The organism is Cohnella thailandensis, from assembly GCF_014212135.1.
Classification (GTDB): Bacteria; Bacillota; Bacilli; order Paenibacillales; family Paenibacillaceae; genus Cohnella; species Cohnella thailandensis.
The window spans coordinates 365,076-384,040 of sequence record NZ_JACJVQ010000005.1; the positions used below are offsets into that span (position 1 = coordinate 365,076).

Genomic DNA, 18,965 nt, shown 5'->3' on the forward strand with positions numbered 1-18,965 from the left:
TCTCAATAAGCTTCGCCGACGGCGTAGAGAATGCCGTCCCTCAGCATGGCATCGCGACGAACCAAACGCTCGTCTTGCATGTTCAGGCAGGCTCCGCTGCTTCCGTCGAATGTCCAGAAGTGCAAGGGGCAGAAGAAGACTTCGCCTGTCCAGCGAACCTCCCCTCCCGCATGAGGACAAAGCGCCAGAAGCAGCCTGTATTCCTCCTCGCCTTCGCGGACAAGCCAATACGGAGTTCCATCCACCAGAACTTCGGACGGGAAGCTCTCGAAGCTCTCGATCGGTCCAAGGGAGATTTCGATCATCTAAGCTCGCTCCTTTCGTGCTCCTCCGAGCCTGAGGCTCGTCCGGCCGCCCATTCGAAGCGGGCCGCCCAAGTCCGCGTGACCTCGGGGAACTGAGCCAAGCCGGAGGAGCCTTCGTTCGTCAGCGCGTAAACGCCGCGCTGCAAGCGGCGAAACCAACCGTAATAATTGTCGCGGAGCAGCGACGCCGCGTTCGGAATGCCGGTCAGGTCGCGAACCTGCTTCGGCGACATCGGACCGCCGCATTCCAGCGCCAGCGCGCATTGTATGGAACGCTCCCGGTAGGCCGTCACCAGCTTGCGCTTGGAGCTTCCTCCGACGTTGTAGTCTCCGCTGCGGGCTTCGAATTCCTGAAGCAGCTTCTTGGCCCCGCGACGCGTGCGGCCGCCTTCTTTGAGCGTATAGCCGTCCTCGGGAGGCAGCTCCGCGATCCGGAGCTCTTCGGCGTTAATGGGGACTGCCGGCTCGGGTGCGGCCGCTCCTTCGCGAGGCTGGCGCCAAATCTCGATGACGGGGGCTTTGGTTTTATAGAAAGTGACGGTCATGAATCCCAGCTTTAATCTTCCGCATAGGGAGGAGAGCTCGTGAAACCTCTGGTTATGGGCGCCCTTCTTCGTCCGATTCCGCTCGACGGCCAGCCACACCTCGGCCCCCGTTCGCTGGCGCTCCAAGCCTTGAAGCAGCAAGGGAAGCGTGAACGTCTTCTTCATCTCCACGATAACGAGCTTGGAGTCGGCGGGTCTTAGGGCAACGAGGTCGCACCCCCGAACCTCCGCCTTCACCTCGTAGCCGAGACGCGTAAAGTGGGCTTTGATCGGGGCGTACAGCTCGGTCTCGCGCTCGATGGCCAACGGATACAACCTCCCATTCGCTTTCATTTTCCTATTCTAATGAATTATATCACGGAACGGATTTATCGTAAGAGCGGCGCGGGTTTGAACCTGACACGCAGGGTTTGCGGGACGACTTCTCCGGTTTTCATGGACCTAAAAAGGGCAATTTCGTCCCGAATCCCGCATAGTTATAAGTACGTTTCGTAACGGGAAGGGACTAGGGTAGAGGAGGTAGCGGCATGGATCTATTCAGACGTCTCGCGGAGTATCGGACCGAGAGCGAGAAGCTAGCGTGGTCCGGAACTTTCAGGGATTATATCGATTTGCTGCGCCGCGATCCGGCTCCGGCGATGACCGCTCATGCCCGGGTTTACGACATGATCGTGTCGCACGGCGTAGAGGAGATCGGTGGGCACAAGCGATATAAATTTTTCGAACGCGATATTTACGGGCTTGACCGAACGATGGAGAAGCTCGTGGAGGAGTACTTCCACTCCGCGGCTCGCCGTCTCGACGTGCGCAAGCGGATCCTGCTCCTGATGGGGCCCGTGAGCGGAGGCAAATCGACGATCGTCACCATCCTCAAGCGCGGCCTGGAGCAGTTCGCCCGGACCGACCGCGGGGCGGTTTACGCGATTCAAGGCTGCCCTATGCACGAAGAACCGCTGCATTTGATTCCGCACGAGCTGCGTCCCGAATTCGAGAAGGAGCTTGGCGTTCGCATCGAGGGCAATCTGTGCCCGTCCTGCCAGATGCGGCTTCGCACGGAATTCTACGACGACGTGGAGAGGGTTCCTGTCGAGCGCGTGCTCCTCTCCGAGGAGAACCGGGTCGGCATCGGCACCTTCAGCCCGTCCGATCCGAAGTCGCAGGATATCGCCGACCTCACGGGCAGCATCGATTTCTCGACGATCACGGAGTTCGGCTCCGAATCCGATCCTCGCGCTTACCGGTTCGACGGAGAGCTGAACAAGGCGAACCGGGGGCTGATGGAATTCCAGGAGATGCTGAAGTGCGACGAGAAGTTCCTGTGGAACCTTCTATCCCTCACCCAAGAAGGCAACTTCAAAGCCGGTCGCTTCGCTCTGATCTCCGCCGACGAGCTGATTATCGCCCATACGAACGAATCCGAGTACAAGGCCTTCATCTCGAACAAGAAGAACGAGGCGCTTCAATCGCGGATGATCGTCATGCCGGTTCCTTATAACCTGAGGGTTTCGGACGAAGAGAAGATTTACTCCAAGCTGATCGGCCAATCGGACATGAGCCACATTCATATCGCGCCGCACGCCCTTCGTTCCGCCGCCATTTTCTCCATTCTCACCCGCATGAAGGACTCCAAGAAGCAAGGAATGGACCTCGTCAAGAAAATGAGGCTTTACGACGGGGAAGAGGTCGAAGGCTTCAAGGAGGCCGATCTGAAGGAACTGCAGAACGAGCATACGGACGAAGGCATGTCGGGCATCGACCCTCGTTACGTCATCAACAGAATCTCCAGCGCCCTGATCAAGCACGATCTGCCCTGCATCAACGCCCTCGACGTGCTCCGCGCGCTCAAGGACGGTCTCGATCAGCATCCTTCGATCACGAAGGAAGAGAGGGAGAAGTACTTAAACTTCATCTCCGTGGCCCGGAAGGAATACGACAACCTGGCCAAGAAGGAGGTTCAGAAAGCGTTCGTCTACTCGTTCGAGGAGTCGGCGCGCACGCTGTTCGAGAACTACCTGGACAATATCGAGGCTTACTGCAACTGGACGAAAATGAAGGATCCGCTGACGGGCGAGGAGATGGATCCGGACGAGAGGCTCATGCGCTCCATCGAGGAGCAGATCGGCGTCTCCGAGAACGCCAAGAAGGCGTTCCGGGAGGAGATTCTGATCCGCATCTCGGCCTACTCCCGCAAAGGCAAGAAATTCGATTACAGCACGCACGAGCGGCTGCGCGAGGCGATCGAGAAGAAGCTGTTCACCGACCTGAAGGACATCGTGAAGATCACGACCTCGACGAAGACGCCGGACGAGAACCAGCTCAAGCGGATCAACGAGGTGACCAAACGGCTGATCGACGAGCACGGCTATTGCCCGGTCTGCTCCAACGAGCTGATGCGGTACGTGGGCAGCTTGCTGAACCGGTAAGAAGGACGAAAGGCTTCGCTCTATCGGATAGAGCGGGGTCTTTTTTCCACCCTTTGAAGCCAACAGGAAAGAAGGGCGTGTATGAGTCCGCGCAAAGATACGATGGCAACGACGGATAGGCTCGGCGCTCGCAATTATCATCCCTTGCCGATCGTGATCGCGAGAGCGGAAGGGGCTTGGGTGGAAGACCCGGACGGTCAGCGGTATTTGGATATGCTCAGCGGCTATTCCGCTCTGAACCAAGGGCATCGGCACCCGCGAATCATCGAGGCGCTGAAGGCGCAGGCGGATCGGGTTACCTTGACTTCCCGCGCTTTCTACAACGAGCCTCTGGCCGATCTGATGAAGCTGGTCACCCGTCTGACCCGCAAGAACATGATGCTGCCCATGAATACCGGAGCGGAAGCGGTGGAGACGGCGGTGAAGGCGGCAAGGCGCTGGGGCTATCGGAAAAAGGGAATCCCGGACGGCGGCGCGGAAATTATCGTATGCGAGGGCAACTTCCACGGGCGCACCCTGCTGGCGACCTCCTTCTCCTCGGAACCCGGCTACCGCGAGCACTTCGGTCCCTTCGTGCCGGGCGTAAAGACGGTTCCGTACGGGGATTTGAAGGCGCTGGAGCAGGCCATCGCGGCGAATACCGCCGCCTTGCTGATCGAGCCTATCCAAGGGGAAGCGGGGATCGTCATTCCTCCGGACGGTTACCTTCGCGGCGCGGCCGAGCTGTGCAAGCGCAATCGGGTGCTGTTCATGGCCGACGAGATTCAGACGGGCTTCGGCCGAACGGGCAAGCGCTTCGCCTGCGACTGGGAGGGAGTCGTTCCCGACGTCTATATTCTGGGCAAGGCGCTCGGAGGAGGGGTGCTTCCGGTATCGGCGGTCGCCGCCGACCGGGAGATTCTCGGCGTGTTCGAGCCCGGCTCCCACGGCTCTACCTTCGGCGGGAATCCGCTGGCCAGCGCGGTGGCCGTTACGGCGCTGAAGGTCATCGAGGAGGAGAGGCTCGCGGAGCGCGCGCTGGCCTTAGGCGCCAAGCTCCTGGACAGCCTGCGCGAAATTCGGCACCCGGACATCGCGGAAGCGCGGGGCAGAGGACTGCTCATCGGCTTGGAGCTCGGCTGCCCTGCGCGTCCTTACTGCGAGATGCTGCAGAGGATCGGGGTATTGTGCAAGGAAACGCACGAGAGGGTCATCCGCTTCGCCCCGCCGCTGATCGTATCGGAAGCCGATCTGGATTGGGCCGTCGAACGGATTCGGCACGTTTTTGCTTCATAAACCACATAGGAATCAGGACCGCGACCTCTCGACGCACTCGAGGGCTGCGGTTTTTTCTAATATTAACCGCCTAAAATAATATAAAATATTCCAATTGTTTTTGTCTATTTTCTAGGTCTGAAGTCGTATTTTGTAGGATTATGGGGATTCAGCTGTCAATAATAGCAAAAAAAGGGTTAAAATAAGACGATTTGAAGCTCTCCGTCTAGAAATAAGGATATGAAAAATGTAGCTTCGTTGGTAAAATGGAACTATAAATAGCGGCGTGCGGGGGATCTTATGGCTTTCATCATGTTTATAGCTGCTTCAATGCTAGAGTATATCTCTTTCTTTATTTTTGTTATGGTATTGTTCCGATTCTCGGTGAAAGAGAACATTCTCCGATTCATCCTCGGAGCCTTGATCCTGGCGTTCGTGTCGAACACACTCCAAACCGAGTCTTTGCAGGATATATCTCCTATCGTTAACGTGTTTATTTTGTTCTTCTTAACTACGATTATATTGAGAGTTCGGTTGTTCCATGCGTTTATCATGGTAGTCATGGGCTATGTCACGCAAGCTCTCGTCCAATGGCTGCTATATATGATCTTGATTAATTCGAACGCCGTGGATGAATTTGTTCCATATACGGCTTCGGGATATGCGTTGCAGTTATTGACTTTCTTCTTCGTGTGCTTGATTTCAGGCTTCATCTACCTGAGCAAAGGCGGATTCGGCTACATTCAATCCAGCAGCCGATTCTACAAAGATTCGATCAAAGGAAATAAGCTCTTCCTGATTTTTTTGGTGCTGGGTCTTATTATTTTATTTGCCGTTAATGTTTTGTACATGACCAATTCCCGAATGATCGATTCGATCTCCGTCGTAGCAATATCTCTTATTGCGATTCTTCTAGTACTTATTTACTTCTCCATAAGGAAGGAACGATAGTATGATAGAGAAGTTAGCCCTTTCCATCGCTACCTCAATAAAGAAAGTCGACGAAGACCAAACTCCTAGCATTGAGGTAATGAAGTTCTCGTTGATCACGATCCTTCACACCTTGTTCACGATGGTCATTATCATTATCGTCGGATTGGTTTTAGGAAAACCATGGGTAACTCTTTATGGTTTGCTGTATTTTATGCTTTTGAGATTCTTCTCCGGAGGCTATCATTTACATTCCTCACTCTGGTGTTCCGTGCTTTCTGTGGTTCTAATGTGCGCTGCTCCGTTCATCTCGTTATCTAACGATTTGATTATTATTGGAAATATTGTTAATTTAGTAATGATGGCTATATTTGCGCCGTCGAATATTAAGGGATTCGCGCAGATTCCCGAGAAGTTTTTTCCTATTCTTAAGCTGGTGTCGATTGTAATTGTGGGAGCGAACTTCTTCATGAAGGACCCTACTCTTACAATTGTTGCCATATTTCAATCTGTTCTGCTCTTATTCAAGAATGGAAAGGAGGTCAACCACTCATGAAGAAGCAACTGGCTCTTGGACTGGGCAAGGCTCTTGGCGTATTCGCGGTTGTTTTCGTAAGCACGGCGTGCTTCTGGATCATGCACCGTCCGGAAATCCCTGCCGAACTGAAACGCGCATAAGAAGTGGGGAGGGGAGCATGATGTCTACCTTTCACCTACTGGATGCGAATGGGCATCCGGTCGAAGTGAATGTCGATGAAGTGCTCGCGATTCGACCGACTTCCAACGGCCCAGAATTTCACACTAAGCATGGGGTATTCTATTATCCTACGACTCTTGAGGAATTTCAGGCGTTGCTAGGCGAGGCTGGCTTCGAGCGGCTGGATCGGGGCAACCTGGTCAACATGACTCATGCCAAGTCATTCGACAAAAAATCGCGCAAAGTGTACTTCGAAGACCCTTGGACTTCTGGCAGTTTCTTCGCAACGGTTTCCGAGGCCAATACACATAAGGTGATGCATCTGGTCAAGGAGGAATCTTCTTCGTATCAGAAAGCGCCTAAAGGTTTGTTCTGGTCAAGGAATAGGACCTGACACCACAGACGTCCACTGAAGACGTGTACTTACTATAGGCAAGAAGCCCTCGAGCCCTTATCGGATCCGAGGGCTTCTTCCTTTCTTGCCGGCTTCCTAACCGTTCACGACCGTTCCGCCGTTCACATGGATTACTTGTCCGCTGACGTAAGACGAGTCTTCGCTCGCCAGATAGACATAGGCGGGAGCCAGCTCGTCCGGCTGCCCGGCGCGCTTCATCGGCGTATCCATGCCGAACTTCGATACTTCCGTCTCGTTGAAAGTCGAAGGGATGAGCGGAGTCCAGATCGGCCCCGGCGCGACGGCGTTGACCCGAATTCCCTTGCCGATGAGGTTAAGGGAAAGCGAGCGCGTAAAGGAGACGATCGCTCCCTTGGAAGCGGAATAATCGATCAATTTCGGGTTGCCCTTGTACGCGGTGATCGAGGCTGTATTGATGACGGCGGAGCCCGGCTTCAAATACGGAAGAGCGGCTTGCGTCAGATAGAACATGCCGAATACGTTCGTCGCGAACGTCTTGGTAAGCTGCTCCGGGCTTATCTTGTCCAAGCCGTCCACCGGATGCTGCTCGGCGGCGTTGTTCACGACGATGTCCAATCGGCCGAGCTTCTGTACCGTCTGCTGAACGGCTTCCTTGCAGAAGGCGGGATCGCCGATATCCCCGGCGAACAGCAAGCAACTGCGGCCTTCCTGCTCCACCTGCCTCTGCGATTCCTTCGCGTCCGTGTACTCGCTTAAGTACACGATAGCGACATCCGCGCCCTCTTTGGCGAAGGCGATCGCGACGGCGCGGCCGATTCCGCTGTCCCCGCCCGTAACGATGGCGACCTTCCCGGCCAGCTTGCCGGCCGGCCGGTAGATCGGGGACTCCGCCTCCGGGGCGGGATACATATCGCTCTCCAAGCCCGGCTGACGGTCCTGATGCTGCGGCGGGAAGTGATCCGGCCTGGACGGCGCCGCCCAGCCGGGTTGATCTGCGTCAAGCAACATGAACATAGATAATCCACTCCTTTCCTCAGGAGTAGATTACGACCAGAACGGATTTTTTAAACATTCTTCCGCGAGGTCTTCTTCCCGTCGCAGCTGAACAGAACGTCTTTGCCTTCCACGCTCGTCTCCAGATGCACCGGCTTGCCCCAGAGCTGCACCACGTAGGGCATCGTGCGCTCGATATACTTCAGGTCCAGCTCCGAGCCCTCGAACCGATGGGACAGGTACAGCTCTCCGTTGCGCTGATAATCGCCGTCGGTTACGACGAGGTAAGGGAAGCCTCCGTTCACCCTCGAATAGACGAGCTGATCCCGGATCGTTTCCCACGTTTTATCCGTAATCGTCCAATCCGGCCCCTTTTTCTCGAAAATATACAGATCCAGCTCATCCGTCAGTTCCTTGGTCAAGTAATTGCGCAGGAAGGACGGGTCCGAATCGAGCTCGCGCACCTCGAACATCTTCTCGCGGCCCCATCTCTTCTCGATGTCCTCGAAAATCTTCAGCCCCAGATAGTACGGGTTCAGCGAGCTGCGGGAGGGCTGCACGACGGCCGAGTTGAGCTTCGCGTATTCGATCGTCTCCTCGCTCGTCAGATTCAGCTCGCGGATGATTCTCTGGTGCCAGAAGGTGGCCCAGCCTTCGTTCATGATCTTCGTCTCGATCTGCGGCCAGAAGTAGAGCATCTCCTCGCGCAGCATCGACATGACGTCGCGCTGCCAGTCGGCCATGTACGGCGAATATTCCTGAATGAACCAGAGCAGGTCTTTCTCCGGCTCCGGGGGGAAGCGGCGGGCATCGGAGGAGGCGGTGGGCTCGTTATGGCGGTCGGCGTCCGCGTTCTCCTCCAGCGACCACAAGTCATCGTAAGGCGAAGGCTGGATGGACTTGCTTTTCCGTTCCTTCTCGGCGCGCTGCTGCATCTCCATATACCTTCTTTTGTCCAACCCTTGCGGCCTTACGATGGCGGGATCGACATGCTCCTGGATCGCCATGACCGCGTCGAGGAATTTCTCCACTTCGTCGCTGCCGTATTCCAGCTCGTACTGGCGAATCCGTTCGGCGGTGGCGGACATGCTCTCGACCATGTTGCGATTCGAGGCGGAGAAGCGGGCATTGTTCTTGAAAAAGTCGCAGTGCGCCAATACGTGCGCGACGATCAGCTTGTTCTGGACGAGCGAGTTGCCGTCGAGCAGGAAGGCGTAGCAGGGGTTGGAGTTGATAACGAGCTCGTAAATCTTGCTGAGGCCGAGGTCGTACTGCATCTTCATTCTATTGAAGGTTTTGCCGAAGCTCCAATGGCTGTAGCGGGTCGGCATCCCGTAAGCGCCGAACGTATAGATGATATCGGACGGACAGATCTCGTACCGCATCGGATAGAAATCGAGCCCGAAGCCCTTCGCGATCTCGGTAATCTCCCCGATGGCGGTCTCCAGTTCGTGATGTTCATCGTTATGGGACATGTACATGGCCGTTCCCCCTCGAATGGCAATAGTTCCACCACGCTATGTATATGCGGGAACCGGATAAGTCGTGACAGTTGGACGAGGTTCGAAGTTGCCAAGGTTGATCCCCCCCCTGTGGTATAATTTATTGACAAGGCTTGAGCTAGTTGGTTCCATACATCCAAGCTTAAGGAGGGGGATAACATGCCATTTAACCTTAAAGCTCCCGTGAGTCATATCATAAAAATCGTAAAGATTACATTCAAATCGCTGGTTAGGAATATGAAATCTATAATCCCGTTGACGATCTCGATTCCGACCAGGAGATTAGGCAAATGATCGAGGAGTCCGAAAATGACTTGAAACTCGGCAGAGTGTATACAACGGAAGAGATGATAGAAGAGATAAAGCGCGGTGGCCTGTAATTGATCGTCCAATGGACCGAGACGGCTCGTCATCGATTCCATTACTGTTTTGTTGATCGATACGTCATCTCATACAAGATTTTGGATCAGGACGAACGGCACGTCATTACCTCATTCAAGCATATGGCAATGAAACGGAACTTCAAATATTGAATATCGGCCGACTCCTTGGCGAGTCGGTTTTTTGTCTACCCGCTTTCCAGAAATACGCTTGCGAATGTTACGGACGAATACGAACGACGCCGATCTCCGACGCGTTGATGGAGATGGAGATGGCGTTGCCGCTTTGGTTGATGACCAAATAATGGTTCTTGCCGATGCGGCGAGTGTGCCGGGGGCTGGAATCGCGCGGCGGGAAGGCAATCGTACAACGCCCGGCGAATAGGATAGGAGAAATGCGGCAATGGGCGGCAATCGGGATTGGCCGAGCGTTAGGCTTCTTCGGACGGGAGCTTGCACTCTTCCTGAGAGCATGATAAAACAAAGGGATATTGATGTTCGCAAGCTGGAAGGAAGGACGTGTGGAGTGGTGGAGAAGGAGGAAGTCATTCGGGCGGAGGAGACGGCAAGGCTCTCCGAAGTGCTCGGGGTCATCGACAGGCGGCTGTTCAAGGAGCTGTCCGTGCTGGGGGATAGACGGGGAGACGTCGTCGGGATCCGGCAGGAGTTCTTCGACGACGTCAGCTTTAACTTCTCGGACGCGACGGAGCTCGGAGAAACCTGGAGCAGCATCGTGCAGCAAGCGGAGCTGCTCGCGGAGCGGGAGCGCAGCCATCGCGTCGCTTCGACGGCCGTGGAGCGGCTGGCTTGGCAGCACGACAATCCGTATTTTGCGCGGATCGATTTCGTGGAAGAGGGAGCGGGGAACCCGGTCGAGAGCATCTACATCGGCCGTTCCTCGCTGATCGGCGAAGACGGCGAAACCTTCTATATATACGACTGGCGGGCGCCGGTGTCGAGCTTGTTCTACGACGGAGAGCCGGGGCCGGTCTCTTACGAGACGCCAAGCGGATCGATCCGCGGGTCGATGACATTGAAGCGGCAATTCGTCATTCGGGGAGGCCAACTGAAGCACGTCTTCGATACGGACGAGACGATCGGGGACGACATTCTGCAGGCGGTGCTGTCCGAGCGTTCGGATACGTCGATGAAAAGCATCGTGGCCACGATCCAGAAGGAGCAGAACCGGATCATCCGCGACGAGAAGCATAAGCTGCTTGTCGTCCAAGGGGCGGCGGGCAGCGGCAAAACGTCGGCGGCCCTGCAGCGGGTCGCCTACCTGCTGTACCGTTACCGGGAGACGCTGACACCCGATCAGGTCGTGCTTTTCTCGCCGAATCCGGTGTTTAAGGGCTACGTCTCCCGGGTTCTCCCGGATCTCGGAGAGGCGAACATGAGGCAGATGACGTTCCGCGAGCTGATCGAGTCCCGGCTCGGCCGCCGCTGGGAGGTCGAGGACCTGTTCGAGCAGACCGAGGAGCTCGCGGCCGCCAGCGGCACGGCGGAAGGCGATTCGCGCGAGGCGGCGGCCCGCTACAAGGGCTCGGAGCACTTCTTCGCGACGGTGCGGAACTACCTGGAGCGTCTTAAGAAGCAAGGAGTGCGCTTCCGTCCGCTTCGCTTCCGGGGAGATACGATCGTCTCGACGGAGGAGATGTCGGCGAAGTATTACGGCGATTTCGCTCAAGAGGACTTCGGAGACCGGCTTATCAAGCTGAGAAAATGGCTGAACGAGCGCCTCAACGCTTGGATCGAGAGCCAGATCGGCGAGACGTGGCTAGAGGAAGCGGCGGAGCTCGCGGACGACGAGGACATCCAGCGAGTTTACGTTCAGATTAGAAAACAAGGCGGCTTCCACGACGAGGCTTTCGACGACGAGGACCGGATGACCGATCTGCTGAAACGCAGAGTCGCGGAGAATTCGATCGCTCCTCTGCGCAAGGCCGTGAAGGGCTTCCGCTTCATGGACCCGATGGCGACGTACCGCGAGCTGTTCCGCAGCCGTACGTTGTTTACGGCGTGCGCGCCGGACGGCAAGCTGCCGCCGAAGTACGAGTGGATGGCGATGCGCGCGGACGAGACGCTCGGCCGCAAGACGATCGACTATGAAGACGCGACTCCGCTTCTATTCGTCATGGAGGCGCTGGAAGGCTTTCGCAAGGTGGAAGGCGAAGTGAAGCACCTGTTCGTCGACGAGGCGCAGGATTATTCTCCGTTCCAAGCCGCATTCTTGAAGCGCAGGTTTCCTCATGCGCGTCTGACGGTGCTCGGAGACTTCAATCAAGCGATCTACGCCCAAGCGGAGGAGAGCGGGGGCTTCGGCGGCTGGACCCGGCTGGTGCCGGAGGAAGAAACCGCCGTCTGGCGGCTGACGACAAGCTATCGGTCGACCCGGCCGATCGTCGAGTTCTCGAAACGGATCCTGAAGCCGGAAGACGCGGCGAACATTACCCCGTTCAACCGGGACGGCGAGGAACCGAGCGTTCTCTCCTGCCGCGACAACAACGAGCTGGCGGAGAGGGTCGCGAAGAGAGCGGAGGAGCTGCTGGCCGCGGGCTACGCGACCATCGGCATCATCGCCAAGACGGCCGTCGAGTGCGGAGATGCCAGCGCCTTGATCAAGGAGCGGTTATCCGAAGAGACGCCGGTTACGCTCGTGACCGGAGGCTCAGCGAAGTTGCCGCCTGGCATCTCGATCCTCCCTTCCTATCTATCGAAGGGGATCGAATTCGACGCGGTGATCGTCTGGGACGCTTCGGCGGAGAAATACGGAAGAGAGCAGGACCGCAAGCTTTTATATACCGTCTGCACTCGCGCCCTTCACGTGCTGGACGTTTATTTCGCCGGCGAGCCTTCGCCGCTCCTCTCCTTCGAACGGAAGGAGGCCCATTCATGAGCGCGGAAGCCTATCCGAATCCGAACCGTCTCGACGATGCCAGACGGGCGCTGAGCCGCTTCTTCGGCTACGATTCGTTCCGCCGGGGACAAGAGACCGTCATCCAAGCGATCCTGGAAGGCCGGGACGTTCTCGGAATCATGCCGACCGGCGCGGGCAAGTCGATCTGCTACCAGGTCCCGGCCGTGCTGCTGCCCGGCGTTACGCTGGTCGTCTCCCCTCTGATCTCCTTGATGAAGGATCAGGTAGATGCCCTGACGGAGACGGGGATTCCCGCCACTTATATCAACAGCTCCCTGTCGGGCAAGGAGACGAGCGAACGGCTCCGAGCGATCGAAGACGGACGCTATAAGCTCGTCTATATCGCTCCCGAGCGGCTGGAGTCGGAACGGTTCCTCGGCCTCATCAGCCGAATCGAAGTGCCGCTCATCGCCGTCGACGAAGCGCACTGCGTCTCGCAGTGGGGGCACGACTTCCGGCCGAGCTACATGGGCATCGTCCGCATTCTTCCTTATCTGGAGCGCCGGCCGATCATGGCGGCGTTCACCGCGACGGCGACGGACGTCGTCAAGGAGGACATCCTCGAGCGGCTGCGCCTGCACGCGCCCGTTCGCTTGACGACGGGCTACGCGCGGGACAACCTGGCGCTGTCGGTCGTCCGCAACGCGGACAAGCGCGACTTTCTCGTGAAGTACATCCGGGAGCGTCCCGGCCAATCGGGCATCGTCTACGCGGCGACCCGTAGGGAGGTCGAGGCGTGCCAGCAGCATCTGGCGAGCCTCGGAATGCGGGTCGGCAAGTACCACGCCGGTCTGACCGAGGAAGAGCGCTCCGAGGTTCAGGACGCGTTCCTTAGAGACGATCTTCAGATCATCGTCGCGACGAACGCGTTCGGCATGGGCATCGACAAATCCAACGTGAGATATGTCGTTCACTACAACATGCCGAAGAACCTCGAAGCCTACTATCAGGAAGCCGGGCGCGCGGGACGGGACGGAGAGCCGGGCGAGTGCGTGCTGCTCTACTCGGCCGCGGACACGGTGACACAGAAGTTCTTCATCGAGCAGAGCGAAGCGGACGAGGAGAGGAAGCGGAACGACTACCGGCTGCTTCACGATATGGTGGAATACGCGAACACGTCGGATTGCCTTCAGCGCAGCATCGTCCGGTACTTCGGCGAAGAGGGAGGAGAGCCGTGCGGCCGCTGCGGCAACTGCACCGATACCCGCGAGCTTCGCGACATGACCGAGGAAGCGAAGATCATCTTCTCCTGCGTGGCCCGGATGCGGCAGCGCTTCGGAGTCACGCTCACGGCCAAGGTGCTGCGTGGAGCGAACGACGCGAAGATCCGCCAGTTCGGGTTCGACTCGCTGTCGGTATACGGAATGATGAAGTCCACGCCGGAGAAGGAGCTTGTCCGGCTCATTCACGAGCTGATCGCGGACGGGTACCTGAAGCTGACGGACAGCCAGTACCCCGTCGTTCAATTGGCCGAGCGCGTGCGGGGCGTCATCGAAGGAACCGAGAAGGTTCTTAGCCGAGTCGAACCGGAAGCTCAGGCGACGAAGAGCCGCTCTCGTTACGGTAGCGGCCGGCAGGATGGCTCGCACGAGCCGTACGACGAAGCGCTGTTCGAACGGCTTCGGGACCTGCGCAAGAAGCTGGCCACTCGCGAGGGGGTTCCGCCCTTTATCATTTTCAACGATGCGACCTTGCGGGACATGTGCCAGCGGATGCCGGCCGACGAGCGCGGGATGCGGGAGGTCAAAGGCCTCGGGGAAGCGAAGTACGCGAAGTACGGGGCGGAGTTCCTTCGCGCCATTAGCGATTACAAGAGAGAAGGTTAGAAAATGAGCACTGTCTATCATACGAGACGGAAGCGGGTCATCCGGCATCTGAAGGAGAACGGGATCGAAGCGGCTCTGATCACGTCCCCGTCCATGATTTATTACGTGACCGGATTCCGTTCGGACCCGCATGAACGGTTCCTGGCGCTGCTCTTGGATTCGCGTTCGGAGGAAGAGACGCTGTTCGCGCCGGAGCTCGACGCCCAATCGGCCGGCGAGCAAGGGACGGTCGAGGCGATCGTGCCGGTAAGCGACACCGAGAATCCGTACGAGAAGCTGCGGAAGAAGCTGGGCAGCTCCGTCGCCAGCCTCGCCATCGAGAAGAACAACGTTACGGTCGACAAGGCCGAGAGCCTCCAAGCCGTCGCTCCCGGAGTCCGATTCTTCAATCTGACTCCGTTCCTCGAAGGCATGCGGATGCGCAAGACGAGCGAGGAAATCGCCAAGGTACGGCTTGCGATCGAGACGATCGAGAAGGTCATGAACCATGCGCTTACGCACGTTGAAGCCGGCATGACCGAGCTGGAGCTGACCGCCGAGCTGGAATACCAGATGAAGCGGTTCGGCGCCGAGAAGCCGTCGTTCGAGACGATCGTGCTGACCGGACGCCGCTCCGCCCTGCCGCACGGCGTGCCGGAGAACGCGAAGATCGAGGAGAACGACTTCCTGCTGATCGACATGGGCGTCGTCGTCCAAGGCTACTGCTCCGACATCACCCGCACGTTCCTCATGGGAGAAGGAACCGCGGAGCAGGAAGCCATCTATGAAGCGGTCCATGCCGCGAACCTGCGCGGCATCGAAGCCGCCCGCGCGGGCCGGACGATCGCTTCCGTCGACAAAGCGGCGCGAGACGAGATCGCCGCGAGAGGCTACGGACCGTACTTCACCCACCGCGTCGGCCACGGCTTCGGGATGGACATCCACGAGTACCCGTCCCTTCACGGGGAGAACCGGGACCTTATTGAGACCGGGCTGCTGTTCACGGTCGAGCCGGGCATCTACGTGCCGGAGATCGGCGGCGTCCGCATCGAGGACGATCTGTACATCCGCGAGGACGGCACGGCGGAGGTGCTCACTTCGTTCACGAAGCATCTGATTCGCTTGGGATAACGATAGATAGCAAAGGCGACCGCCGAAGACGAGATTGATTCGTCCGGGGCGGTCGCCTTATTTTATTTTCCGGATAAAGAGAAGTAACTCATCTCGGCGGGAGAGACGGGCCTTGGCTTCGATTCTCCGCCTTCGCTCCCCGCTTCGGCTTCCCGGCTCTCCGTCGAGCAATCCTTGCGATATCTTCCTTCCTCGAGCTTCATGTCGATAAAATCGACGAGCTGCTGAAGCGAGGCGATTTGGCTCACGATGCTTTCCCGATGGCTCTTTAAGCTCTCCACCAGCTCGGGATATTCCGCGGGGTCGGCATCGGCCGAGACCGCGAGGAACGGCCCCATGGCATCGAGCGGCATCCCCGACTTCTTCAGGCAGGCGATCAGCCGAAGCGTATGAATGTCCTCCGCACGGTAGACGCGATGTCCGTTGCCCTTCCGGTCTGCCCGAGGCAGCAGCTTGATCTTCTCGTAATAACGGATCGTATCCTCGGAGATTCCGGTTTGCCCGGCGGCTTGCTTGATCGAATACGTTTGTTCGTCCCGCATCTCCATGACCTCCCGCAAAGACGATTTTATAGCATTATAACTCTTGGAGTCGACTCCAAGTCAAGCGGTAAAGTCCCGTATTGACTTGGAGTCGACTCCAACTTCTACAATGGTCGATACCGGGAGCAAGAGCCCGGGCGACACAAAGGAGTGGAGAATCATGAATACGGATCAACGAGAAAATATCGCGCTGATAACGGGAGCGAGCAACGGGATAGGGTTGGAGTTAACCCGAAGATTGCTGGCGGACAACTGGCAGGTGATCGCGCTGAACCGCTCTAGCCTTCCGGAGGAAGACGAGGGGCTGCGGAGCGCCGCGAATGACGGTCGTCTGCGCGTTTACCGCACGGCCGATCTTTCCGATTTTGCCGCATTGAGGCGGACGTTGGAAGAAATCAAGGAGAAGGAGGAGCGGATCGATCTCTTATTCAATAACGCAGGCGGGAGCTTTAACGAGCTGAGTTATTCCAAGCAGGGGCGAGAGCTGCACTTCGAGCTGATGACAGTCGTTCCCTACATCGTTCTGATGGAATTGAAGGACCTTCTGGCCAAAGGCCGGCACAAAACGGCGATCAACACATCCTCCGCCGCGACGAAGATGGTTAAAGAGCTTAGCATCGACATCCTGGAGCGCCCGAAAACGTTCCGCAAGCTGATCGGGCCATACGCCTCCTCGAAGCTGGCCCTGTCGCTGTGGACGCACGCCGTCGCGCCGGAGTTGTTGGCTCGGGACGGCATTCGGATCCGAAGCGTAGACCCCGGAAGCAACAACACGCTGCGCAAAGACAAAAAGTCCGGACTGCCCTTTTATGTAAAACCGCTCATGAAGCTGTTTTTTTCGCCGCCTACCCACGGAGCGGGCCGACTGTACGAGGGCGCTCTAGGCGAACATCGCGACAAGACCGGATTGTTCCTGATCAAAGGCCAAGCTGCGGATTTAAAATTCAAGGAACAGGATCGGACGATCCTGGAGCGCGTGAAGAAGATCTACGAGAGCGAATATCTAGGCCAACGCGCCTAAAGAAGATTAAGCACAGACAACAAAAGGAGCGGATTACGATGAACCCTGCCTATCAACCATTAATGGAACCTTACAAATTCAGGAGCGGCGTCGAAGTCATGAACCGCGTCGTGCATGCGCCCATGACGATTTCTTTTTCCCGGCAAGACGGGGTGGCATCCGACGATTTGATCGCGTACTACGAAAGCCGTACGAACGGCGTCGGAATGGCGGTTACCGGAAGCACGACCGTCGCGCCTAGCGGCAAGGTATTCGGCGGGGAGTTGGCGGCGGATCGCGACGAGACGATTCCCAGCTTGCAGCGCGTAGCGGCGGCAATGAAGAAGCATGGGGCGAAAGCGATCCTCCAACTCTTTCACGGCGGCCGCGAAAGCTCGCCGGAAGCGGCGGGCGGCGAGATCGTCGGCGCAAGCGCGGTGGCCAAAGAAGGAGCGAGCGCGATCCCTCGGGCGCTCGAAGACCACGAGATTCTGGAGATCGTTCGCGCGTTCGGAGCCAGCACCCGACGGGCGATCGAGGCGGGGTTCGACGGGGTCGAGATTCACGGGGCGAATCGGTTTCTTCTTCAACAATTTTTCTCGCCTTACACGAACAGGCGGGACGATCGTTGGGGAGGAGACGCGGACCGGCGAATGGCGTTCCCGCTCGCCGTCGTGGATGAAGTGTTGAAAGCCGCGGCCGAACACGCCGAACGGCCGTTCCTGGTCGGTTATCGGCTGTCGCCGGAAGAAGAAACGACGCCCGGCATTACCATGGCGGATACGTTAAAATTGGCGGATGCCCTCGCGAACAAAGAGTTGGATTATCTGCATGTCTCTTTATTGAACTTCTGGTCCAAGCCGAGACGCGGAGTGGAGGACGATCGTTCCCGAATGGAGATCCTTCATGAGCTTGTCGGGCCAAGGGTTCCCTTAATCGGCGTAGGCTCGATACGCACGCCCGACGAGGCCGTTGGAGCGCTGCGGACAGGCGTTCCTCTCATCGCGCTCGGACGGGAACTGATTATCGATCCGGATTGGGTTCGGAAGGTGGCTAGCGGCAAGGAAAACGAGATTCGTACCGAGCTGTCATTAAACGATCAAGAGAAATTGGGAATCTCCGATCCTCTGTGGAACAAAATCGTCCATACTCCGGGTTGGTTCCCGATCGCGGATCAAGCTTGACGGAAGGTATTCTTAACGGAACAGATTCCGAACGACCAGCCACAGATTCGACGGCTTCTCGGCAAGCCTTCGGGTGAAGTAAGGGTACCATTGCCTGCCGTACGGCACGTAGCATCGGACCTGATATCCGCTTTGGGCCAACTCGGCTTGAACGTTCATGCGCAGCCCGTACAGCATCTGGAACTCGAACAGGCTTCGGTCGATGCCGAATTTCTCGGCATAGGCTCGAACTTCGCCGATCACCCGGTCGTCATGCGAGCCGATCGCGACGAAGACGCCTTGTTCCAGATGAAGCCGAATCAGCTTCAGCAATTGAAGGAGAATGTCTTCCGAATTCGGATAGGCAATCTCCTTTTTCTCTTGATAGGCGCCTTTAACCAACCGCAGCGGGATTCCTTCCTCCAGCAGCCGGGAAGCATCCTCTTCGCTGCGATAGAGGTACGATTGAAGCACCGTGGTAACGTTCCTATGGCCTTCGTCGTGCAGCCGCCGGACGAGCTCGAGCGTCAACTCCGTATACCTCGAATCCTCCATGTCGAGACAGACGGAGGTACCCGCCTTCTTGGCTCGTTCCGCGATTTGCCGGACGTTGCGGAAGCATGCTTCCGGATCGAGCGCGAGTCCCATCTGGGTCGGCTTCACCGAGACCGTGGCCTTCGCTTTCTGCAGCTTGATGCCGTCCAGCAGCCGGAGATATTCCTCCCGGAAGCCCGCGGCCTCCTCCAGGCTGCGAACCGATTCTCCCAGGTGGTCGAGCGTGGCCGCGATGCCGAGCCGGTTCAGTCTCTGGACGACGAGCAGGGCGCTCGTACGGTCCCGGCCGGCAACGAAGCGTCCGGCAAGCCGGGCGCCGTGCCTCGAAATCAGTCTCCCCAGCATCCGGTTCCCGAATAGAGACAGCATCAGCCTCCGATAAACCGCGCTCCCGCGTCCCATGCTCCCAGCCCCTTTTTTCGCCCATGCGATTTTATCCCTATTCTA

The 18,965-nt window shown here is 57.5% G+C and carries 17 protein-coding genes; 11 read left to right on the forward strand and 6 right to left on the reverse strand.

Going from position 1 to position 18,965, the window contains the following annotated elements:
- Positions 1-2: 2 nt before the first annotated feature.
- The gene (locus H7B67_RS06535; RefSeq protein WP_185118980.1) at positions 3-305 is read right to left on the reverse strand and encodes a Rieske (2Fe-2S) protein; all 303 of its coding nucleotides are present in this window, start codon (positions 303-305) and stop codon (positions 3-5) included.
- Positions 302-1,156, reverse strand: coding sequence for a DUF2161 family putative PD-(D/E)XK-type phosphodiesterase (locus tag H7B67_RS06540; RefSeq protein ID WP_185118981.1), 855 nt, complete (start codon positions 1,154-1,156; stop codon positions 302-304). The genes H7B67_RS06535 and H7B67_RS06540 overlap by 4 nt, the downstream gene beginning before the upstream one ends.
- A gap of 221 nt (positions 1,157-1,377) precedes the next feature.
- On the opposite strand from H7B67_RS06540, the gene H7B67_RS06545 reads away from it, so the two are divergent.
- The 6 genes from H7B67_RS06545 (at position 1,378) to H7B67_RS06570 (ending at position 6,548) form a co-directional block, all read left to right on the forward strand.
- Positions 1,378-3,273: a PrkA family serine protein kinase gene (locus H7B67_RS06545; protein WP_185118982.1), complete on the forward strand. Its 1,896-nt coding sequence runs from the start codon at positions 1,378-1,380 to the stop codon at positions 3,271-3,273.
- An 81-nt stretch (positions 3,274-3,354) separates the two neighbouring features.
- Entirely contained in the window at positions 3,355-4,548 is a 1,194-nt protein-coding gene (locus H7B67_RS06550) for an ornithine--oxo-acid transaminase (protein ID WP_185118983.1), read from the forward strand.
- 279 nt (positions 4,549-4,827) lie between these two features.
- Positions 4,828-5,478, forward strand: a complete 651-nt coding sequence (locus H7B67_RS06555) for a hypothetical protein (protein ID WP_185118984.1) — start codon at positions 4,828-4,830, stop codon at positions 5,476-5,478.
- Between the two features lies 1 nt (position 5,479).
- The gene (locus tag H7B67_RS31435) at positions 5,480-6,013 is read left to right on the forward strand and encodes an accessory gene regulator ArgB-like protein (protein WP_185118985.1); all 534 of its coding nucleotides are present in this window, start codon (positions 5,480-5,482) and stop codon (positions 6,011-6,013) included.
- Positions 6,010-6,135 (forward strand): cyclic lactone autoinducer peptide, encoded by a 126-nt coding sequence (locus H7B67_RS06565; protein WP_185118986.1) that lies wholly within the window; start codon positions 6,010-6,012, stop codon positions 6,133-6,135. The genes H7B67_RS31435 and H7B67_RS06565 overlap by 4 nt, the downstream gene beginning before the upstream one ends.
- Before the next feature lie 20 nt (positions 6,136-6,155).
- Positions 6,156-6,548 carry a LytTR family DNA-binding domain-containing protein gene (locus H7B67_RS06570; protein WP_245363979.1) on the forward strand — a complete coding sequence of 131 codons (393 nt, stop codon included), beginning with the start codon at positions 6,156-6,158 and terminating at the stop codon, positions 6,546-6,548.
- 96 nt (positions 6,549-6,644) lie between these two features.
- Here H7B67_RS06570 and H7B67_RS06575 read toward each other — a convergent pair whose 3' ends face one another.
- Positions 6,645-7,538, reverse strand: coding sequence for an SDR family oxidoreductase (locus tag H7B67_RS06575; protein WP_185119246.1), 894 nt, complete (start codon positions 7,536-7,538; stop codon positions 6,645-6,647).
- Positions 7,539-7,594: 56 nt separating this feature from the next.
- Positions 7,595-8,998: a SpoVR family protein gene (locus tag H7B67_RS06580; RefSeq protein WP_185119247.1), complete on the reverse strand. Its 1,404-nt coding sequence runs from the start codon at positions 8,996-8,998 to the stop codon at positions 7,595-7,597.
- Between the two features lie 933 nt (positions 8,999-9,931).
- On the opposite strand from H7B67_RS06580, the gene helD reads away from it, so the two are divergent.
- From helD to H7B67_RS06595, 3 genes are read left to right on the forward strand one after another with little or no spacing between them, the layout of a single operon-like run.
- Complete coding sequence (gene helD, locus H7B67_RS06585) at positions 9,932-12,301, forward strand: RNA polymerase recycling motor HelD (RefSeq protein ID WP_185118988.1); 2,370 nt, start codon at positions 9,932-9,934, stop codon at positions 12,299-12,301.
- Positions 12,298-14,148, forward strand: coding sequence for a DNA helicase RecQ (recQ, locus tag H7B67_RS06590; RefSeq protein ID WP_185118989.1), 1,851 nt, complete (start codon positions 12,298-12,300; stop codon positions 14,146-14,148). Before helD ends, recQ begins: the two co-directional genes overlap by 4 nt.
- A gap of 3 nt (positions 14,149-14,151) precedes the next feature.
- Positions 14,152-15,258 carry a M24 family metallopeptidase gene (locus H7B67_RS06595; RefSeq protein WP_185118990.1) on the forward strand — a complete coding sequence of 369 codons (1,107 nt, stop codon included), beginning with the start codon at positions 14,152-14,154 and terminating at the stop codon, positions 15,256-15,258.
- A gap of 62 nt (positions 15,259-15,320) precedes the next feature.
- On the opposite strand, the gene H7B67_RS06600 is transcribed toward H7B67_RS06595, so the two are convergent.
- Positions 15,321-15,800 (reverse strand): MerR family transcriptional regulator, encoded by a 480-nt coding sequence (locus H7B67_RS06600; RefSeq protein ID WP_185118991.1) that lies wholly within the window; start codon positions 15,798-15,800, stop codon positions 15,321-15,323.
- A gap of 160 nt (positions 15,801-15,960) precedes the next feature.
- On the opposite strand from H7B67_RS06600, the gene H7B67_RS06605 reads away from it, so the two are divergent.
- Together H7B67_RS06605 and H7B67_RS06610 are read left to right on the forward strand one after the other, a co-directional pair.
- Positions 15,961-16,821, forward strand: a complete 861-nt coding sequence (locus H7B67_RS06605) for an SDR family NAD(P)-dependent oxidoreductase (protein ID WP_185118992.1) — start codon at positions 15,961-15,963, stop codon at positions 16,819-16,821.
- Between the two features lie 38 nt (positions 16,822-16,859).
- Entirely contained in the window at positions 16,860-17,984 is a 1,125-nt protein-coding gene (locus H7B67_RS06610; protein WP_185118993.1) for an NADH-dependent flavin oxidoreductase, read from the forward strand.
- A 12-nt stretch (positions 17,985-17,996) separates the two neighbouring features.
- On the opposite strand, the gene H7B67_RS06615 is transcribed toward H7B67_RS06610, so the two are convergent.
- Positions 17,997-18,920 (reverse strand): proline dehydrogenase family protein, encoded by a 924-nt coding sequence (locus tag H7B67_RS06615; RefSeq protein WP_185118994.1) that lies wholly within the window; start codon positions 18,918-18,920, stop codon positions 17,997-17,999.
- Positions 18,921-18,965 lie beyond the last annotated feature (45 nt).